The 17,083-nt window shown below is 69.0% G+C and carries 16 protein-coding genes and 3 pseudogenes; 7 read left to right on the top strand and 12 right to left on the bottom strand.

The features are described from left to right. Nucleotides 1-71 precede the first annotated feature (71 nt). The 3 genes and pseudogenes from ACIQU4_RS18795 to ACIQU4_RS18805 form a co-directional block, all read right to left on the bottom strand. Nucleotides 72-578, bottom strand: coding sequence for a hypothetical protein (locus tag ACIQU4_RS18795; protein WP_403731572.1), 507 nt, complete (start codon nucleotides 576-578; stop codon nucleotides 72-74). A 510-nt stretch (nucleotides 579-1,088) separates the two neighbouring features. After that, entirely contained in the window at nucleotides 1,089-2,006 is a 918-nt protein-coding gene (locus ACIQU4_RS18800) for a DUF6891 domain-containing protein (protein WP_403731575.1), read from the bottom strand. Nucleotides 2,007-2,076: 70 nt separating this feature from the next. Beyond that, nucleotides 2,077-2,190: pseudogene (locus ACIQU4_RS18805) on the bottom strand (transposase family protein); the annotation flags it as partial. Between the two features lie 64 nt (nucleotides 2,191-2,254). Between ACIQU4_RS18805 and ACIQU4_RS18810 the strand changes: the two are divergent. From ACIQU4_RS18810 to ACIQU4_RS18825, 4 genes are all read left to right on the top strand, one after another. Further along, a complete protein-coding gene (locus tag ACIQU4_RS18810; RefSeq protein ID WP_403731578.1) occupies nucleotides 2,255-2,743 on the top strand; it encodes a GNAT family N-acetyltransferase in 489 nt (162 codons plus the stop codon). 166 nt (nucleotides 2,744-2,909) lie between these two features. Further along, nucleotides 2,910-3,734 (top strand): SDR family NAD(P)-dependent oxidoreductase, encoded by an 825-nt coding sequence (locus tag ACIQU4_RS18815; protein WP_403731581.1) that lies wholly within the window; start codon nucleotides 2,910-2,912, stop codon nucleotides 3,732-3,734. 142 nt (nucleotides 3,735-3,876) lie between these two features. Beyond that, nucleotides 3,877-4,608: an alpha/beta fold hydrolase gene (locus tag ACIQU4_RS18820; RefSeq protein ID WP_403731584.1), complete on the top strand. Its 732-nt coding sequence runs from the start codon at nucleotides 3,877-3,879 to the stop codon at nucleotides 4,606-4,608. A gap of 358 nt (nucleotides 4,609-4,966) precedes the next feature. Next, on the top strand, nucleotides 4,967-6,475 hold the full coding sequence (locus ACIQU4_RS18825) for a DUF4246 domain-containing protein (RefSeq protein WP_403731587.1): 1,509 nt from the start codon (nucleotides 4,967-4,969) through the stop codon (nucleotides 6,473-6,475). Between the two features lie 18 nt (nucleotides 6,476-6,493). Here ACIQU4_RS18825 and ACIQU4_RS18830 read toward each other — a convergent pair. Then, a pseudogene (locus ACIQU4_RS18830) lies at nucleotides 6,494-6,702 on the bottom strand (IS5/IS1182 family transposase); the annotation flags it as partial. A gap of 276 nt (nucleotides 6,703-6,978) precedes the next feature. Between ACIQU4_RS18830 and ACIQU4_RS18835 the strand changes: the two are divergent. Both ACIQU4_RS18835 and ACIQU4_RS18840 read left to right on the top strand, forming a co-directional pair. After that, the gene (locus ACIQU4_RS18835; RefSeq protein WP_403731590.1) at nucleotides 6,979-8,556 is read left to right on the top strand and encodes a purple acid phosphatase family protein; all 1,578 of its coding nucleotides are present in this window, start codon (nucleotides 6,979-6,981) and stop codon (nucleotides 8,554-8,556) included. 125 nt (nucleotides 8,557-8,681) lie between these two features. Continuing rightward, nucleotides 8,682-8,864 carry a hypothetical protein gene (locus ACIQU4_RS18840; RefSeq protein ID WP_403731593.1) on the top strand — a complete coding sequence of 61 codons (183 nt, stop codon included), beginning with the start codon at nucleotides 8,682-8,684 and terminating at the stop codon, nucleotides 8,862-8,864. Here the strand turns inward: ACIQU4_RS18840 and ACIQU4_RS18845 are convergent. The 6 genes from ACIQU4_RS18845 to ACIQU4_RS18870 form a co-directional block, all read right to left on the bottom strand. Then, nucleotides 8,849-9,106, bottom strand: coding sequence for a hypothetical protein (locus ACIQU4_RS18845; protein ID WP_403731596.1), 258 nt, complete (start codon nucleotides 9,104-9,106; stop codon nucleotides 8,849-8,851). The two genes, ACIQU4_RS18840 and ACIQU4_RS18845, sit on opposite strands and share 16 nt — an antisense overlap. Further along, nucleotides 9,096-9,332 carry a hypothetical protein gene (locus ACIQU4_RS18850; protein WP_403731599.1) on the bottom strand — a complete coding sequence of 79 codons (237 nt, stop codon included), beginning with the start codon at nucleotides 9,330-9,332 and terminating at the stop codon, nucleotides 9,096-9,098. The genes ACIQU4_RS18845 and ACIQU4_RS18850 overlap by 11 nt, the downstream gene beginning before the upstream one ends. Before the next feature lie 138 nt (nucleotides 9,333-9,470). Further along, a complete protein-coding gene (locus tag ACIQU4_RS18855) occupies nucleotides 9,471-9,851 on the bottom strand; it encodes a hypothetical protein (RefSeq protein WP_403731602.1) in 381 nt (126 codons plus the stop codon). Continuing rightward, complete coding sequence (locus ACIQU4_RS18860; RefSeq protein ID WP_403731605.1) at nucleotides 9,844-11,319, bottom strand: serine/threonine-protein kinase; 1,476 nt, start codon at nucleotides 11,317-11,319, stop codon at nucleotides 9,844-9,846. The genes ACIQU4_RS18855 and ACIQU4_RS18860 overlap by 8 nt, the downstream gene beginning before the upstream one ends. A 66-nt stretch (nucleotides 11,320-11,385) precedes the next feature. Further along, nucleotides 11,386-11,799, bottom strand: coding sequence for a hypothetical protein (locus ACIQU4_RS18865; protein ID WP_403731608.1), 414 nt, complete (start codon nucleotides 11,797-11,799; stop codon nucleotides 11,386-11,388). 162 nt (nucleotides 11,800-11,961) lie between these two features. Further along, a complete protein-coding gene (locus ACIQU4_RS18870) occupies nucleotides 11,962-13,734 on the bottom strand; it encodes a BCCT family transporter (protein WP_403731611.1) in 1,773 nt (590 codons plus the stop codon). Nucleotides 13,735-14,240: 506 nt separating this feature from the next. Between ACIQU4_RS18870 and ACIQU4_RS18875 the strand changes: the two genes are divergently transcribed. Beyond that, nucleotides 14,241-15,068, top strand: coding sequence for an enoyl-CoA hydratase/isomerase family protein (locus tag ACIQU4_RS18875; RefSeq protein WP_403731614.1), 828 nt, complete (start codon nucleotides 14,241-14,243; stop codon nucleotides 15,066-15,068). Between the two features lie 42 nt (nucleotides 15,069-15,110). Here the strand turns inward: ACIQU4_RS18875 and ACIQU4_RS18880 are convergent. Together ACIQU4_RS18880 and ACIQU4_RS18885 are read right to left on the bottom strand one after the other, a co-directional pair. Then, nucleotides 15,111-15,519: pseudogene (locus tag ACIQU4_RS18880) on the bottom strand (MerR family transcriptional regulator). 367 nt (nucleotides 15,520-15,886) lie between these two features. Further along, nucleotides 15,887-16,720: a PIG-L family deacetylase gene (locus ACIQU4_RS18885; RefSeq protein WP_403731618.1), complete on the bottom strand. Its 834-nt coding sequence runs from the start codon at nucleotides 16,718-16,720 to the stop codon at nucleotides 15,887-15,889. Nucleotides 16,721-17,083 lie beyond the last annotated feature (363 nt).

The raw sequence follows: 17,083 nt of genomic DNA on the forward strand, positions 1-17,083 counted from the left end.
GATACGAACGCCTCACCATTTCCAGGACAACGGCGCTCGCCGGTGCCAGTACACCCTCCACGTAGGTTGCACTACTCCCACGTGACCAGGTAGCTCTGGTGCCGAACGCACCCGCCGTCGGCAAGGAGCGTCGGCTCCCCCGAGTACCGGTCGGGCCTCAACGACAGGTCGATGCCATGGTCGTTGGTCGTGCGAACCCCCGGCAGGCCGGCTCCCGGCTCACCGTTGCCGGGCGCGGCTATGTCCTGCACTTTCAGGCCCTGCCCGGACCACGCATCGCGGAGTGTCTCGAGCGCTGCCTCGTACGCCCCGCGGCCCGAGAAGTCGGGTGCCCAGGTCACTCTCGGCTGGTCACGGGTGACGCCCTCGGAGTCGACACCGAGGTCGTCCTTGCAGGAGGCGTTGGCCATCTCACGCCGGTCCACAATTGACGAGGGGACCATCCCCAGCCCGCGCACCGCGTCCTCGCCCGCCTCCTGCGTCAGCCTCAGGTGCTCGCGAAACTCCGTCTCCGACATCACCCGACCGCCCGCGCAGCCCTGAGTCAGTGCCCCGACGAGCAGCACCGCGCCGCCCACGGTCAGCACCCTGCCTCGCCGGCGAAACGGCGCGGGGTCCCGCGGACAGGTGGTGGGAAGGGGAGTCGTAGTCATGGGCCCATCCCAACAGGCGGATCCCACCGCGCACTACCGCTCCCGTACTCAGACGCCGGTGAGTACACGGAGCACCCGCGACCGAACGGCCGTCGGCGCGACGGCGGTGGTCGTTGGAAACGAGGGCGCTGCGCGTCCAGAACAGCACTGCGCGGCTGTTTCTCGACACCCCGTCCCACCAGCAGCATTGGTCTTCGACCAGCTCATCGACCTGGTCTTCCGGCTCCGGAGCGTGAATACGGGCCATGCCTACGGTTTGCATCGGGCGGAGCCACCCTTGGGGAACTCCTCCCGGACCACGATCTAGTCCCCGTCGAAACCGGTGATCAGCTTCCCGGAGAACAGCTCCTCCACGTCCTTCACCCTGAACGTCACGTGGCCGTCCAGGCGGCGCCCCCGAAGGCCGGGGCTCACGTACTCCGGTGGCGACGGTCTCTATCCGACCAGGCGGCGGCGCCACTCCAGGGAGGTGATGGTGATGGCCCGGCCCGGGTCACGGTCCCAATCGACCTGGAGACCGACTGCTTCCAGGGCGGCCACGACCTCGTGGCCGATGGCCGCAGTGGTCTCGGACGAGCCGTCGAAGCCTCCGTAGAGGAGCATCAGTCCGTGGCCGGCAGCGGCGGAGTCCGTGCACTGGGAGTGGAAATAGACGAAGCCACGGGCGTCGGTCCCGCCTTCGCCACCGATCTCGGACTGGCCGCAGCTGCGGCAGCAGGTGAAGTTCTCGCGGGCGGTGATACCGGCCTCCTGCAGGGCGGTGAACGCGCGGGTGAGCCGTTCCGGGTCGGTCTCGCCGTGCCATTCGGCCTGCTCCGCGACGCGCTCCAGCCACATCCGGTCGGCCAGCGCCTCCGCCTGCTCGCGCGATACGGGCCGACGGTCCGCGGTGACCAGGTACTCCTCGGCGAGCTCCGCCAGTTCGGCGCGGTCGGCATAGCCGCCGACCAGCTCCTCGCGGACGCGCTTCTCCAACTCCTCGCGCTCGACTTCGTCCAGGTCGAGCGGCGGCACCTCACGGGTGGGGCCCATATCCAGCAGCGACCAGGTCAGATCAGTGCTCCAATCGGACCCCTGCCTGGCCCAGCCGGTCATCGCCTCAATCACGGCCTCGCAACCGTCGACCATCACCTGGAAGTGCCGGTCGGCGGCACCGTCGCGGTGCTCCAGCGTGTAACCCCCGCCGGCCTCGTGCCAGACCTGGGCGAAGACGTCGGGCAGGTCGGGTATCCGATGAACCACCAGAAACCGGTCGCCCTCACCGCCGATTCGCCGGACCAGCCCAGCCAGCCCCTCGGCGGACACACGAACGTGCCGCTCCCCGTTCTCGGCCTTCACCACGATCTCAAGCATGCGCAGACTCTGACACACCCCCCTGGCCGCAGACCCCCCGGGACCCGCGACGCAGCTCACTGCGACGACACCTCTTGCGGGGCTGGAGCGCGAGCATCGGCCCGAGGTGGTCGACGATGCGGTCCGCCGCCGACTTGGACACCCCGAACAGCGGGGCGAGCTTGCGCATCGTCATGTTCGTCCGCTGAGGAAACGGCTTTGCGCCCCGTGTGATCGACGTGGATGCTGACTGACCGGAGGTACTGAAGATGACCGATGTTGTGCTGAAGCTGTCAGCCCGTGATTTGGTGCATGCGGATCTGGCGTCGTGCGGGTGGGCAGGGTCCGACCACCACTTGGCCGGCGTCGCCAAGCAGTTGGAGCGTGCCCGGATCGGTGAGGTCGACTACCTGGCGGTCTGCCCTGCAACGGACATCCCAGTGGCGAAGGGCGGCGTCGACTACCAGGTCAAGGAAGGCGTCGGCACTTTGTGGCAGCTGGCAGTCCACCCCGCATTGCAGTCGTGCGGGATCGGCACGTTCCTTGTCGAAGCCGCAGAACTGCGGATCAGGAAGCGCGGTCTGCGGCAGGCCGAGCTGGCCGTGGAGGAAAGCAACCCCCGGGCACGTGAGCTGTACGAACGACTGGGCTATGTCGCGTACGGCCGCCAGCCGGACTCGTGGGACGAACGAGCCCCGGATGGATCGTTGCGCCGCTACGAAACGATGTGCACGTTGATGCGGAAGGACCTCTCGTAGGCTCAGCCACGGGCGCCACCCTCCAAGTTCGTCAGCCATGGTGGAGGCTTCTTCCTCGGGTTCCGCCAGAGGCTGCGGGCCGCGGAGTGGCTCATCGCATCCAGAGGCAGATGGCCCGGCGACTGCCGGCGCCCGGCCGGGCGGGCCGAGGGGCATCATGATCCTTATGACTTCCGCAGAGCTCCCTCCTTCCATCGATGCCTCCTCTTCCAGCGTCACCGCGCGGGATTTCGCGTCGACCGGCCGTCGTGTGCTCATCAGCGGTGCCTCGCGGGGACTGGGCCGTGCGCTCGCGCAGGCGTTCGCAGCCAATGGGGACCGGGTGGCTGTCCACTTCGGCTCGCGGCGTGGGGAGGCTGAGAAGACGCTCGCTTCCCTCGCCGGTACGGGGCATGTACTTGCCGGGGGCGACCTGTCCACCCCGGACGGTGCGCGAGCCGTGGCCGAGACCGCCGCCGGAGGGCTCGGCGGGCTGGACGTACTGGTGAACAACGCCGCCGTGAACCTCCCGCATCCGCTCGCCACCACCTCGTACGAGGACTGGGCGGCCGCCTGGCAGAGTCACGTATCCGTCAACCTCCTCGCGACGGCGAATCTCAGTCACCTCGCCGCTAGCCGGATGATCGGGCAGGGCGGCGGTGGCCGGATCGTCAATGTCGGCTCGCGCGGAGCCTTCCGTGGCGAGCCCGACCACCCGGCGTACGGGGCGACGAAGGCGGCGGTGCACGCGCTGGGCCAGTCCCTCGCCGTGCACCTCGCCCCGTACGGAATCGGCGTCGCCTCCGTCGCACCCGGGTTCTTCGAAACGGAGCGAGTCGCGCACCGGCTGGGTGGGGCGGAGGGCGATGTGATCCGTGCCCAGAGCCCGTTCGGGCGAGTGGCGTCGGCGGACGAGATCGCGGCGGCCGTGCTGTGGCTGGCGTCACCGGCGGCCGAATGGGCCTCGGGGACGGTTCTGGACCTCAACGGGGCCTCATACCTGCGTACCTGAGACGCGCGAACAGGAAATTACGCCCGTAGCGAGTGGGCGGTGCGGACGGCGAGGGCAGAGCGCCTCTCAACCGGACACGACAGGCATCTTGGCGCCCGGTCAGTAGAGTTGGGCGGACAGGAGAAACGATTCGGGGGGATCCATGTGGCCAGATGATGTACCGCCCATCGTCTTCGTGCACGGGACGCGCTTCAGCGCGGCACAGTGGAGTCCGCAGCTCGCCGCCCTCCACGAAGGGTTTCCGGTAGCCGCGGTCGACCTCCCCGGTCACGGCGCCCGTTCTGCCCAGCCATGGAGCCTTGACGCGGCAACGGAGATCATCGCGTCGGCAGTGGACTCGCTCGGCCGCGGGCCGGCCGTGGTGGTCGGGCACTCGCTCGGCGGATACGCCTCGCTGGAGTTCGCGCGGCGTTGCCCGGACAAACTGCGCGGGCTCGTCCTCGCGGGTGCCAGCGTCTCGACGCGAGGCGCCTGGGCGATACCGTACCGGTGGGCCGCACAGCTTGCCCCCCGCGTACCGGCGGACCGGCTGACCCGGTGGAACGACCGGTTGCTGCGCCGCCTCTATCCGCTTGACGTGGTTGAGGCGACCATCCGCGCCGGGTACGCCTTTCACACCGTGCCGGCCGCATGGGGCGAGGTACTGGGCCGCTTCGATGCGGGTTCCATGCGCCACGTGGCGGCACCGGTCCTCATCCTCAACGGCGAGAAGGACACCGTCTTCCGGTCCGGTGAAAGGGACTTCGCCCTCGCCCATCCGCAGGCACGGATCGAGCTGATCCCACGCGCAAGACACCTCTCGAACTTCGACGATCCAGATGCCTTCACCAGCGCCGTCCGCCGCTTCGCCCAGCAGCTGCCCCCTTCCGGCTGAAGCCCGGGCGCTCCGTCCACAGACGTCCCGGGCCGTGGCCATCGAGAGAGCGGGCACTCACCCTGGACCGGACGCGCCAGAAGGCCTGACGGCCAGCTGCGTCCCGCCGCCGGACACGGCGGCGCAGCGGTGGCGACGCCGGCGGACTCGGGCGAGTGGCGGTGGCCCGATCCCGGCCGGACGACGCCGAAGCCGGCCCGGTCGCGCCAGCCCGGCCTCCTGGTCATCCACGCTCGAAGGCGTGAACGCCGTTCGTCGCCCCGGCTCCCGGACCAGCGATGACAGGGCCACGGCTGCGGTGTCAGTCTGCTGAAGTATCCTTCCCGCCACCGCACACCGACTCGGAGGACCAAGAGAGTTGACTGGCCTGTCTGCGTTCCCGCTGCCCTTTCATGATTCCCGTTCCATATCGCTCGCGACACCCCGAACGCTGCGGGAAATTCAGATGATGCAGTGCAGCTCACTCATTCGCGCGAAGCCGGGCTGGTTCGACAAGATGAGCGATGCCGACATCGTCGCCAGGTGGACGCAAGAAGCGGTCACCCAGGGCCTCACCGAAGCGCAGGTTCGTTACGTGCTTGCCGAACTCGCGCATTACGCCGCGCTGCGGGACGGACGAACCGGCGTCGAGGTGGCCGCCGTCGACGGGGTGTGGCAGTCGGACACGCTGGTCGACGACAAGCTCAGGTCCCGGCTGCGCGAGGCGGTTCGGGTTCTGGAGCAGGTCCCCGAAGCGGAACAGGACTGGCATCCCGGATCCGACGGCCAGGTGCTGGATCTGGTTCATCCCTCACTGTTCTGCCTGGTGAGGGAGGTGAGCGGTGCACCCGAGAGGGCTTGGCAAAATCCGACGGACCGCTATTCGAGATACGAGTTCTCGGAGAAATTCCAGTGGCTACCCACGGACGTCGACGTCAGCGAAGACGGCGATGTCGCATTCCGTTCGTACGTCAACAACGTCCACCCCGAGAATCATCGCGAACTAGTCTCCGTCCTGCCGGACTTGTTCGCGCGCTTTCGCCCGCTGCTGGAGAACGTGCTCACCGATCTGCGCCATCCGCGGCCCCTGCGGATCGAGGCCGATCCTTACGGGTGGTACGACTCGGAGCCGGAGTATCCGAACGAAGCCTCCTACAGTGATGATGAGGCTTACGCAGAAGCCGTTCGTACGTGGGAACAGGTCCAGGACGACTGGTGGGACAACCGCCGCCCGGTCATCCCGGACGCCCCGGCATTCACCCCGCCCGAGTTGCCCGATGCATCCGCGCGAGTCGACCTGCGCGGCCGTCGTCTCCAGGTCATCGTCAAGCTCGCCACCATTCATCTCACCCCGGACAAGCCCGAGTACCCCGGCGGTTCCTGGCACGTCGAGGGGATGATGAACGAGCGGATCGTCTCGACCGGCATCTACTACTGGGACAGCGAGAACATCACCGAAAGCCGGCTGAGTTTCCGGGCGGCACTCGACGACCCGAGATACGAACAGAACGACGACAACGGCCTGCGCGAGGTCTACGGTCTGGAGGACGAGGACGCACTGAACCAGACACTGGGATCGACATCGACCCCGGCGGGCCGCTGTCTGGCGTTCCCGAACATCCTGCAACACCGCGTCGACTCATTCCGCCTCACGGACACCACCCGCCCGGGATATCGCAAGATTCTCGCGTTCTTCCTGGTTGACCCGTCGGAAGAGATCGTCTCGACATCCGATGTGTCGCCGCAACAACCATGGTCCGACACATCGACCATGACGCTCGAACAGGCAAAGAACTACCGCGAACAACTCATGCAGGAACGCAAGTTCTTCGTCGACGAACACAACGAGCAGCTCTACGAACGAGAATTCTCCCTCTGCGAGCACTGAAACCTCGGCCTTGGGCCCGCCGGGGTAGTCGCCGTCAGCGATCGTTGTGGTCTTGCCGACGGGCGGCTTCGGCGCAGTACTCCTCCAGGCTCCGCGTCGTTGCGGTTTCCGGCCGGCGGCCACCCGACCACGACGGCCAGGCGGGCGTCGGCGTCGATGACGGCCTGGTGGATGGTGGAGTACCCGTAGCTCTTGGACCGCTCGGCGATGGTGTGATCGCGGTCAGGTCCGAACCCGGCGCGCCCGCCCTGTGGATCCCCCGTCGGGGCGGGAACGATGACGGTCGCCCTCCCCTCCTTCGACGCGAAGAAGCGCCGCCGAGAAACTGAGTACGTCTCCCCGGCAGGGCCACCCGCCACCCCGGTATCGGTCCGACATCGGCCCGGCATCGAACCGGGGTGGCACGAAGATGGGTAATTCCGGGGATTCTCATGGGGGTTCCGCCCCCGTCCGTTCACCTCTCGGCGACCTCCGCGTCGTCTCGGACAATGAGGTTTGCTGCCATGGACCTTCCCGATTTCGGTATCCCCCAGAAGCTCGCCTCCCGGATGAGCATGGCTGAGCAGCACGACTACCTGCGTGCGAAGTTCACCCGGCGCGGCGCGCTGCGCGCGGGTGCGGTGACCGCTGCCGTCGCCGGTGCCGGCCTGAGCGTCGGCGCGGCCTCACCCGCGTACGCGGCTCCGGCCGCGCCGACCTCCACCGAGCGGCGCGGTGTCGACGGCGCCCTGGCCGCACCGTTCGCACGGCACTTGCAGTACGGCGCCGACCCGAAGACGCAGATGCGGGTGTCCTGGCAGGTGCCGTTCGCGGTGAAGAAGCCGTACCTGCGCGTGGGCACCAGCCCCTGGGCGCTGAGCATGAAGATCGATGCCGAGGTCCGGCACCTGAGCACCCCGGTCCTGAACGGCGGCAAGATCGCCGCGGCCGAGCAGTTCTACCTGCACGTGGGCCTGGACCGGCTGAGGCCCGGTCAGACCTACTACTACGGGGTCGGTCACGACGGTTTCGACCCTGCCGACCACCGCAACCTGGGTACTCTCGGCACCTTCACCACCGCCCCCTCGCGCGCCGAGAACTTCACCTTCACCGCCTTCGGCGACCAAGGCGTGAGCTACCACGCGCTCGGCAATGACGCGGTACTGCTGGCCCAGAACCCGGCCTTCCACCTGCACGCGGGCGACATCTGCTACGCCGACTCCTCCGGTTCGGGCACCGCCGGCGACACCTACGACGCGCGGGCCTGGGACCAGTTCCTGGCCCAGACGGAGACGGTGGCCAAGACCGTGCCGTGGATGGTGACGACCGGCAACCACGACATGGAGGCCTGGTACTCGCCCCAGGGCTACGGCGGCCAGAACGCCCGCTGGTCCCTGCCCGACAACGGCCCGGACCCGGTCAACCAGCCCGGCGTGTACTCGTTCGTACACGGCAACGTCGGGGTCGTCGCGCTCGACGCGAACGACGTCTCGTACGAGATCCCCGCCAACTTCGGGATCAGCGGCGGAAAGCAGACCGCGTGGCTGGACCGGCGGCTGGGCGAACTCCGCCACCACCGCGACGTGGACTTCATCGTGGTGTTCTTCCACCACTGCGCGTTCTCCACCACCAGCGCGCACGCGTCGGAGGGCGGGGTGCGCGACGTGTGGGTGCCGCTGTTCGAGAAGCACCAGGTGGACCTGGTCATCAACGGCCACAACCACGTGTACGAACGGACCGACGCGATCAAGGGCAACAAGGTCGGCCGGAAGGTCCCCATCGGCGAGCGCACCGACCCCACGCAGGACGGCATCGTGTACGTCACGGCCGGCGCGGCGGGGCGCTCGCTGTACAGCTTCCCGGTGCCGGACTCGTACGAGGGCCACGTCGCGGACCGTGACAGCGTCGAGTCCTACCGGTGGGTCAAGGGCGGTTCGAAGGCGACCGAGACGGTCGAGTGGTCGCGCGTGCGGTACACCAACTATTCCTTCCTCGCCGTCGAGGTCGAGACGGGCCGCTCCCCGAAGCTGAAGGTCAGCGCACTGGCCGAGACGGGCCAGCGGATCGACCACTTCGAGATCCAGAGGGGACGCGGCCGCTAGGGTCTCTCGCGGCGGAACCCTGTCCGAGCTGAACGAAGCCCCAGGTAGGCGACCTGGGGCTTCTCGGCCCCCGGTGGGAACAGCACTGCGCAGCTGCTTCTACAGCCCTCGTGGTGGGGGGAGCCATGCCGGTCGGTGCCCTCCTCGGAGGGCTGCTGGGACAGCACTTCGGGGCCCGGACGGCTCTGTGGGTCGGGGCACCGGGCGAGTTGCTCGCCGTGGTCCCCCTGCTGCTGTCGCCGCTGAGGTCGGCCCGCGAACTGCCCGGCCGGCCCGCGCCGCTGCTGCGCGCTCAGGCTTCGACGTAGGCCACGATCGTGATGGTCCGCAGGGCGGTTACGTAATAGATGACGCGTATCCCGTCGATCTCGTCCGCGTAGTCGCGCAGCAGGGTGCCGGGCACCTCGGTGCCGAGCTCGGGGTTCACGCTGATGGCGACGATCGCGCGGTCCAGGCGGTGCGTCTCGTTCGCGGTGAGCTTGGCGAGCTGGGTGAGCGCGGGCTCCACCATGACGACGCGCGAGCGGCGCGCGGAGGGGTCAGGCGACACGGGGCCGCTCGTCCGCGAGGCGGTCGAGGTGGGCGTCGCGAGCGGTCTCCCACAGCAGGCCGGTCTCCGGGGACGGGTAGCCGTTCGCGGCGATGTCCTCGAGGACGGAGGCGAGGACGTCCACTTTCGCACGCTGGTCGGCCGCGTAGGCGAGGACGGACGCGGCGGCGTGCTCGTCGAGGGGTTGGCGGTCCGGCACGGGCGCGGTGGCCGGCTGCTGGCTCATCCAGGGCTCCTGGGCTGTCATCTGGCGTGCTGCGTCCAGGGTATCGCCACGCCGGGGCACGGGAAGCCGGTACGGGCGAACCCGGCTCAAGGAGTGGCATGCGAGCGGTCCGGCGACCGGCCTCGGCGCGGGGCGCCCTCAGTTCCGCCGGTTGCGTACCGCCAGAACCGCGCTGACCAGCCCGGCCATCCCGCCGCCGATCAGCGGGGCGGCCTGCCCCGAGGCCTTGTGGTCCACCGCGTAGAAGCCGAGCCAGACGAAGGCCACGCCGAACCCCACGACGATCGCGTACTCCAGCAGCCGGAAGCCGTAGCCCGTCCACTGGTCCAGGCGCTCCTGCCGCAACTGGCGCTCCACCAGGGCGCGCCGCCACGCGAGGTGGTCCGGTTCGATGTCCTTCCACTTCGACGCCTCGTCCGCGTGGGGGAAGGAGGGCATGGCACTCGGGGCCGGTGCCGCGGGCGCGGCCGAGGCAGCCGCCGGTGCCGGTGTCGGGGTGACGGGATCCTGGTCAGGCATCGATGCCCCCGTTCCGGTTCGGCCGGGGCGAGGCGGCTGCCAGCCGCTGGTCTACCCGCAGCAAGGACTCGTCCACGGCCCGCTCTGCCGCCTCGCGGCGGACCGCGAGCTCGTGCGGCGACCACCGCGGTGGCGGTACCAGCGACAGCCGAGACCGTACGGGGTGCCGCGGGCCCTCCTGCCGTACGGTGGCCCGCACTTGGTGCCCGAGTACGAGCAGCCCGAGCGCGAACACCATCCACGACAGCACGGCCGGCCAGAGGGAAGCCGCCGCGAGGGAGCCGGCGTACTCCAGCACCGGGCGCGCCAGCAGAACGCACACCGCGACCAGGGACAGCAGGAGCAGGGCCGTCACGACCAGGGTGCTGTTGCCGCCGGATGCCGTGATGGGGGGAGGGTGCATGGGCGCGGGCTCGGGCATGGCTTGCACGGGGGCGTCCTCGCGGACGGGCGCAGCAGCCGTGGGCCTGCGCGCGGGACTGGTCGGGAACGCCTCGGGCATGGTTCGCAACGGGGCGTCCTCGCCGACGGGCGCAGAAGGGTGGTTCAGGTAACCCCAGGCCTGGGGGATCGTGAGGCGGGCAGCGGGGTCCTTCCGCAGGAGCCCTTCGATCAGCGGTTCCAGCGGCCAGGCGCGCCGCATCGGTGGGGGTGGCCTGTGCACGATGGCGGTCAGGATGGCTGCGGGAGAGTCACCGCGGAACGGCGAGATCCCCTCGACGGCCTCGTACAGCGTGACACCGAGGGAGTACAGATCGCTCGCGGGCTCCTGAGGGAGTCCCTGGATCCGCTCCGGCGCGAGGTGGTCCAGCCGGCGCATGAGCCCACTGACTGCGGCCGGGTCGCCGTCCCCGTAGTCCCCGTTGTCCCCGAGGTGGACAGCGGTCTCCGGGTCGATGAGCAGGACCACCCTGTCGCCGTCCAGCATCACGTTGTCAGGACAGACCGCGCCGTGCACGAACATCGCGTTGTGTGCCGCCTGCAGAGCGGCCAGCAGGGCGGTGGCGACGCGTACGGCCCCCGGTGCGCGCAGCGGCCCCTGCGTCCGGAGACGGGCCGCCAGCGATTGCCCTTCGACGAACTCCATGACGGTCCAGAGGCTGTGGCCGTCCACCAGCAGGTCATGGACGGCCGCCAGGTTCGGATGCCGGGGCAGTCCCGCAGTCCAGCGGACCTGCCGTTCCGTCCGCCGCAGCCAGTTCCCGCGCTCGGCGTCCGTCAGCGTCCAGGGCTCCCGTAACTCCTTGGCCACCACGCGGGTACCGAGGAGCTCGTCGTGTGCCTGCCAGGTCAGTCCGGATCCGCCGGATCCCATCGGGCGCACGAGCCGGTAACGGCCCCCGAGTACGGGCCCTGCTCCTTCTGCGCCGGCCATGTCCCCCCAGTCGGTCCTACCCCTGCGGATGCACGCAGCGTACGGAATCACAGGAGCGTGCGTAGGGCCATCGACCGAATCTGCGGCTCCCATGCGTCCTGTTCCAAAGGGCAGGCGCAGTCGTTCATGTCCTCCGTCTTGTAGTCGATGAACGGGTACTCACGGGCGGGTGAGGGTGTACTGGTAGACGACGCCCTCATGCGTGATGCCGCCGGTCAGGTTGGTGACACGGGGCGTGGCACCGGTACATCCGGCCGTGGCGAGCGTCGGGCCCCACGGGGTCTCGAACAGGAGCCGGCTCCTTTCGGACTGGCCGTTCACCAGACCGGGGATGGAGGTTACGGCGTCATCCGAGATGGCCGGGTGGGTGAACTCCGTACGGACGAGGTCCGTGGGGACCACCCCTCCGGACGCCTGCGGAGTGACTGTCATGGCGATGGGTGAGGCGCCTCCGGCCACGGTCAACGTGCCCGCGAAAGCAGTGTCAGCAGTTCCCGCGGCCGTGTCGAGGTAATCCGCGAGCGAGCCACCGCAGGTGTCGGAGACGCCCGCACCCTCGGTCGTGTCGTCCACAGCGTGCGCGGAGGGGACTGTGAGGGGGACTGTGAGCAGGCCGACTGCGGCCGTCAGGGCGATGAATGCGAGACCACGCCTAGTGTGATTCATATTCCGCCAACGAGCCGGACGCGTGATCGTTTCGGCCCATGCACCTGGACACCGAACGCACCGCAGCCGTCAGGAGGCCGGGGGTGGGGCTTCCGGGTCTTCGCGGTCGCGGTCGTTCTTCGTTTCCCCGGGTGCCTCGTCCTGCGCCGGGCCGATGCGGATCTCGAACCCGCCCGCGTACTTCTCGTGGCCCGCGATCACGGCTTCCTCCACCGCCTCCTCGGCGAGTTCGCTCCGGACGATCAGCGGGTCCTGGCGGAGGTCCCGCAAGAGGGCCCAGCACATGCCGATCATCACCAGGACGAACAGGGCCGCGACGAGGATCGTCAAGTGTTGCAGGCCCGCGAGGGCTTCGCCCTTGCCCTCACCGACGAGCAGCATCACGGCCGCCACACCACCGGTCACCACGCCCCAGAAGACGACGACGAACCGGTCGGGTTCGAAGGTGCCCTTCTGGGACAGGGTGCCCATCACGATCGACGCCGCGTCGGCGCCGGAGACGAAGAAGATGCCGACCAGGATCATCACGAGCAGGCTCATCACGCCGGCGATCGGGAACTCCTGAAGCACGCCGAAGAGCTGCGCCTCGGGCGTCGTCGCGCCGCCGAGCTTTCCCTGCTCCTTCAGGTGCATGGCCGTACCGCCGAAGATGGCGAACCAGACCAGACTCACGGTGCTGGGCACCAGGATGACGCCGCCGACGAACTGACGGATCGTGCGGCCCCGGCTGATGCGGGCGATGAACATGCCGACGAACGGCGTCCAGGAGATCCACCAGGCCCAGTAGAAGACCGTCCAGCTGCTCAGCCAGTCGGCGACGTCACCGCCGCCGGTGGACGCCTCGGTGCGGCCGATCAGCTGGGGCAGTTCGCCGAAGTACGCGGCGAGGGAGGTGGGGATCAGGTCGAGCACCAGGATGGTGGGGCCGACGACGAACACGAAGACCGCGAGGATGACGGCCAGCACCATGTTGATGTTGGAGAGCCACTGGATGCCCTTCTCCACTCCGGAGACGGCGGAGAAGACGAAGCAGACGGTCAGCACGCCGATGATGGCGACGAGCAGCCCCGTACCGGCCTTGCTCAGCCAGCCCACCTCGTGCATGCCGCTGCCGATCTGGAGCGCGCCGAGTCCCAGGGACGTGGCCGAGCCGAACAGCGTGGCGAAGATCGCCAGGATGTCGATCACCCGGCCGGGTGCGCCCTCGGCGCGCTTCTTCCCGAGGAGCGGGACGAAAACGGCGCTGATCGTCTGCCGCCTGCGGCGCCGGAAGGTGCTGTACGCGATGGCCAGGCCGACCACCGCGTAGATGGCCCACGGGTGCAGCGTCCAGTGGAAGAGCGTGGTGGCGAGCGCCGTCTGCATGGCGTCCGCCGAGTCGGCGGGGTCGGTGCCCGGCGGCGGAGTGGTGTAGTGCGCGAGGGGTTCGCTGACGCCGTAGAACATCAGGCCGATGCCCATGCCGGCGCTGAACATCATGGCGACCCAGGAGACGGTGCTGAACTCCGGCTTCTCGTGCTCCTGGCCCAGCTCGATCCGTCCGTACCGGCTGATGGCGAGCCAGAGCGCGAAGACGACGAACCCCGAGGCTGCCAGGACGAACACCCAGCCGGCGTTGTGCATCAGGCCGTTCAGCAAGATGTCGGAGACGCTCTCCAGCGAGCTGGTGGCCGTGACACCCCAGATCACGAAGCCCAGGGTCAGTACGGCCGTCACGCCGAAGACCACCCGGTCGGTGACGGCCGTCTTGTCCTCGTGCGGATGGCGGCCGGGCAGGGCCGCCTTCACGGGCAGCCGCCGCCTCTGCCCCGGTTTGCGTTGCTCCTGAGACACAGGCGGCACCTTTCGCGATCACGGGCCGATTTGGCTTCTGATATCCCCTACCACGGCACGCACGCCTGCCCCGGCATCAACAGGCGTCCACGGGCACCCTCTGCGAGGCGATGGGCCGCACAGGTGTCAAGGAACGGTGGCGGTCGTCGGCGTCGCCGCGCAGCCGACCGCGCCGGACTTGACGGAGGTCCGGTGGTCGACTCCGTCCCGGCGGGTGAGGTAGGCGGCGCCGACGGCCGCGCGCGGGTGATCGCCGAGGCCGGGGACGAGGTGGTCGCCGGTGCCCGCCCAGGCTCACTGCGGCCTGGTCCGGCCCCAGCGGCACGTGCCGGTCCGAGCGCGGATCGGGCCGGCCCAGGTGGCGGGCCTCGGCATGCGAGAGACGATGGGGAGGGGGACAGGAGGCTCTGCAGCCTGTTCCATCACTCGGATCCACCTTGCAGCGATGAGCCGGCAAGGCGGTTGACGCCCGGCTGACGGTCTTGGGGAGCCGTGGACAGAGGAGCCCGTGGACCATGCCTTGGAACTACTCGACAATCCGAGCGGAACCGCGTGACGGGGTCCTCTGGGCCACGATCGACAATCCCCCCGTCAACCTGATCGACGAACGGTTCGTAGCCGACCTGATCTCATTGCTCGACGACACCGACACACACGGCAGCGTGCGGGTCGTCGTCTTCCGCAGCGGGGATCCCGACTTCTTCATCCCGCATGTCGACCTCGAGCGAATCGCCGAGTACACGGCGATGGCGGCGACGTCCGGCGGGCCCGACGACAGCAGCCTCGGCACACTGTTTCGCAGACTCAGCGAGGCGCGCCCCGTGACGATCGCGGTCCTCGAAGGCCGGGCGCGCGGCGCCGGCGCGGAGTTGCTGTACGCGTGCGACATGCGGTTCGCGTCTGCCGAGCATGCGGTGATCGGCCAGCCGGAGGTGGGAACGGGCGTCTTTCCCGGCGCGGGTGCGGTGCAGCAGCTCGTGCGGCTCGCCGGCCGCGGTCAGGCCATGCAGGTGGTCCTGGGGTCCGAGGACCTCGACGCGCGAGAGGCCGAACGCATCGGCCTGGTCAACAAGGCCCTGTCGGACGAAGAATTGATCCCCTACGTCGAGCACCTCGCCGAACGTATCGCCGGATTCCCGGAGGCGGCCGTGCGGTTGGCCAAACGCCGGATCAACGCAGCCAGTCTCCCGCCCAAGGAGGATGTCCAGGTCGACGCGGCCCAGTTCCAGATACTGGCACGTGACCCGGAGAGCGCCGCCCGGGTGGCCGCCCTCATGCAGCGCGGGCTGCAGAAGCGTTCCCGCACCGAGCTCGAGTACGGTTCGGTGCTCGGCGAGCTGTGAACGCGCGGGACCGCCACACCGGTCGGCCGGACCCGTTCCGGGTCACCGCCGGCGGAACCCTCGTGCGTACGCGGCCAGACCCGGGGCGATCGCCTCGTAGGCGGTGCGCCAGGCGTCGTTGTCCACGCAGGAGCGCCCGACGGCCCGGAACTGCTCGGCGGAGACGCTGTGCAGCTGGGTCAGCGCCCGGTACTGGGCGTCGATCTCGGCCTGCACGGGGTCTGCGTCGGCCGGGTGGCCTGCGGCCATGAGTTCGGCCAGCCGGCAGCCCGACGCCCAGCGCCCGCAGTACGAGGATCTGCTTCGGCAGCAGAAGCTGGCGCTCCTCGTAGTAGCGGTGGCCGTTGGCGCCGATCCGGGCCGGCGGCAGCAGGCCGGTCTCGTCGTAGTGGCGCAGTGTCCGGGCGGTGACGCCCGAGATCCGGGCCACCTCTGAGATCGGCCAGTCCATCACGACTCCTGCACGTGTGTGTCGCCGGGCCGGTCTCTCCGGCCCTGGTCACGACGGTAGGAGCTGCCGCAGCGGCAACTTCAACCCCCGAAATCCATGCTCCTCGCAGCCGGACGGACGTGCGGTCCACATCCCAAGCGGAACGCACTCCTCCCGCTGCCGAAACCCGTGAACATCCGGACCCCGGCCAAGACCTCGGCGCCTCTCAAATCCCTGTAGCCTCCCGCCTCTCCACCGAGGAGCAGCCCGTACCAGCACGTGTCCTTTCGTGCCGCCGGCGGAAGGCGTCCAGTTCGATCGCCTCCAGTGGCGGCATCAACGGCTCTTCCGAGTCCGCGCCGCCCAAAACCGCCGTCCTACGGGCGGATCAGCGCAGTCCGGCGAAGAGATCGTTCTCGGGTACGGCCGCGCCGGTGGCGTCCTGGACACGTACGAAGGTCTCCATGCCCATCAACTCGCCGAACCTCTCCTTGCCCATCCTGAGGAAGAAGATGTTCTCGCCCTGACTGGCGTGCGCGGCCAGCGCATCGAACTTCTGACCGCTGAATGCGGTGCTGTCCACCCACGTGGTGATCTCATCGTCGGGGAGGCCGATCTCGGCCATCGCGGCGGCCTCGGCAGGATCCGGCTCCGGCATGTCCTCATGAAACTCGCGCATGATCTCCCCGAACCGCTGCATCATCGAGCGGGGCATCGTCGTCCAGTACACCTTCGGTGTCAGCGCGGTCATCTCCAGCGCCGCCATCGTGATGCGGTGGGCCTGGATGTGGTCGGGGTGGCCGTAGAAGCCGTTCTCGTCGTAGGTGACGACCACATCGGGCCGGTAGTGCCGCATGAGTTCCGCAAGTCGGGCGGCGCCTTCCTCCACGGGGGTCTGCCAGAAGGATCCGGGGGCGTCGTTGCTCGGCCAGCCCATCATCCCGGAGTCGGCATAGTCCAGCACCTCCAGATCGCTGACCTTCAGGACGGCACAGCTCGCTTCGAGTTCTTGACGGCGCATCAAGGCGACGGTCGCCGGATCGTGCCCGGGGTCGCCCGGCTTGGAACCCCCCGGTCCGTCACCGCAACGGCCATCGGTACACGTCACGAGAACCGTGCGGATGCCTTCCGCCGCGTACCGCGCGAGGACACCTCCGGTTCCGGTGGCCTCGTCGTCGGGGTGGGCGTGTACTGCCATGAGCGTCAAGGGCCGGTCAGTCATGAAAACAGTCCTCCTGCAGAAATACTTCTTGGTCCGAGTGCGCGGCGGGCGTACCGCGACCTTGGGGCCCGGATCCTGGTGGGGCGGACGACCTCGTGGTCTCCGTGTTCCCCGCCGTGCGGCGCCGGTCCCTCGGTCGATGCAACCACGCCGACCGGACCGGCTGTTCCCGGCGGGGCCGCTCGGCCTCCAGGCGTCGGCGTTTCAACGTGAACGAGGTACGAGCGCGGCCTGCACCTCTCAACGCCAGGTCGGATCCGACTTCGGTCCGACTTCGGTCCGACATCGGCCGCGAGATTCCGACACGAGATTTGAGACGCTGCTGGCCGCCCCTCGCGCTGCTGCTCGTACGGGAGCTGGACG

The organism is Streptomyces sp. NPDC090741 (assembly GCF_044769045.1).
Lineage (GTDB): Bacteria > Actinomycetota > Actinomycetes > Streptomycetales > Streptomycetaceae > Streptomyces.

Bases quoted from the DNA above. Each gene is read 5' to 3' on its own strand.
- ACIQU4_RS18815 (WP_403731581.1), top strand. From the start codon at position 2,910: ATGACTTCCGCAGAGCTCCCTCCTTCCATCGATGCCTCCTCTTCCAGC.
- ACIQU4_RS18800 (WP_403731575.1), bottom strand. From the start codon at position 2,006: ATGCTTGAGATCGTGGTGAAGGCCGAGAACGGGGAGCGGCACGTTCGT.
- ACIQU4_RS18855 (WP_403731602.1), bottom strand. From the start codon at position 9,851: ATGCCTGACCAGGATCCCGTCACCCCGACACCGGCACCGGCGGCTGCC.
- ACIQU4_RS18810 (WP_403731578.1), top strand. From the start codon at position 2,255: ATGACCGATGTTGTGCTGAAGCTGTCAGCCCGTGATTTGGTGCATGCG.
- ACIQU4_RS18840 (WP_403731593.1), top strand. From the start codon at position 8,682: ATGCCGGTCGGTGCCCTCCTCGGAGGGCTGCTGGGACAGCACTTCGGG.
- ACIQU4_RS18835 (WP_403731590.1), top strand. From the start codon at position 6,979: ATGGACCTTCCCGATTTCGGTATCCCCCAGAAGCTCGCCTCCCGGATG.
- ACIQU4_RS18820 (WP_403731584.1), top strand. From the start codon at position 3,877: ATGTGGCCAGATGATGTACCGCCCATCGTCTTCGTGCACGGGACGCGC.
- ACIQU4_RS18860 (WP_403731605.1), bottom strand. From the start codon at position 11,319: ATGGGAGCCGCAGATTCGGTCGATGGCCCTACGCACGCTCCTGTGATT.
- ACIQU4_RS18850 (WP_403731599.1), bottom strand. From the start codon at position 9,332: ATGAGCCAGCAGCCGGCCACCGCGCCCGTGCCGGACCGCCAACCCCTC.
- ACIQU4_RS18875 (WP_403731614.1), top strand. From the start codon at position 14,241: ATGCCTTGGAACTACTCGACAATCCGAGCGGAACCGCGTGACGGGGTC.
- ACIQU4_RS18885 (WP_403731618.1), bottom strand. From the start codon at position 16,720: ATGACTGACCGGCCCTTGACGCTCATGGCAGTACACGCCCACCCCGAC.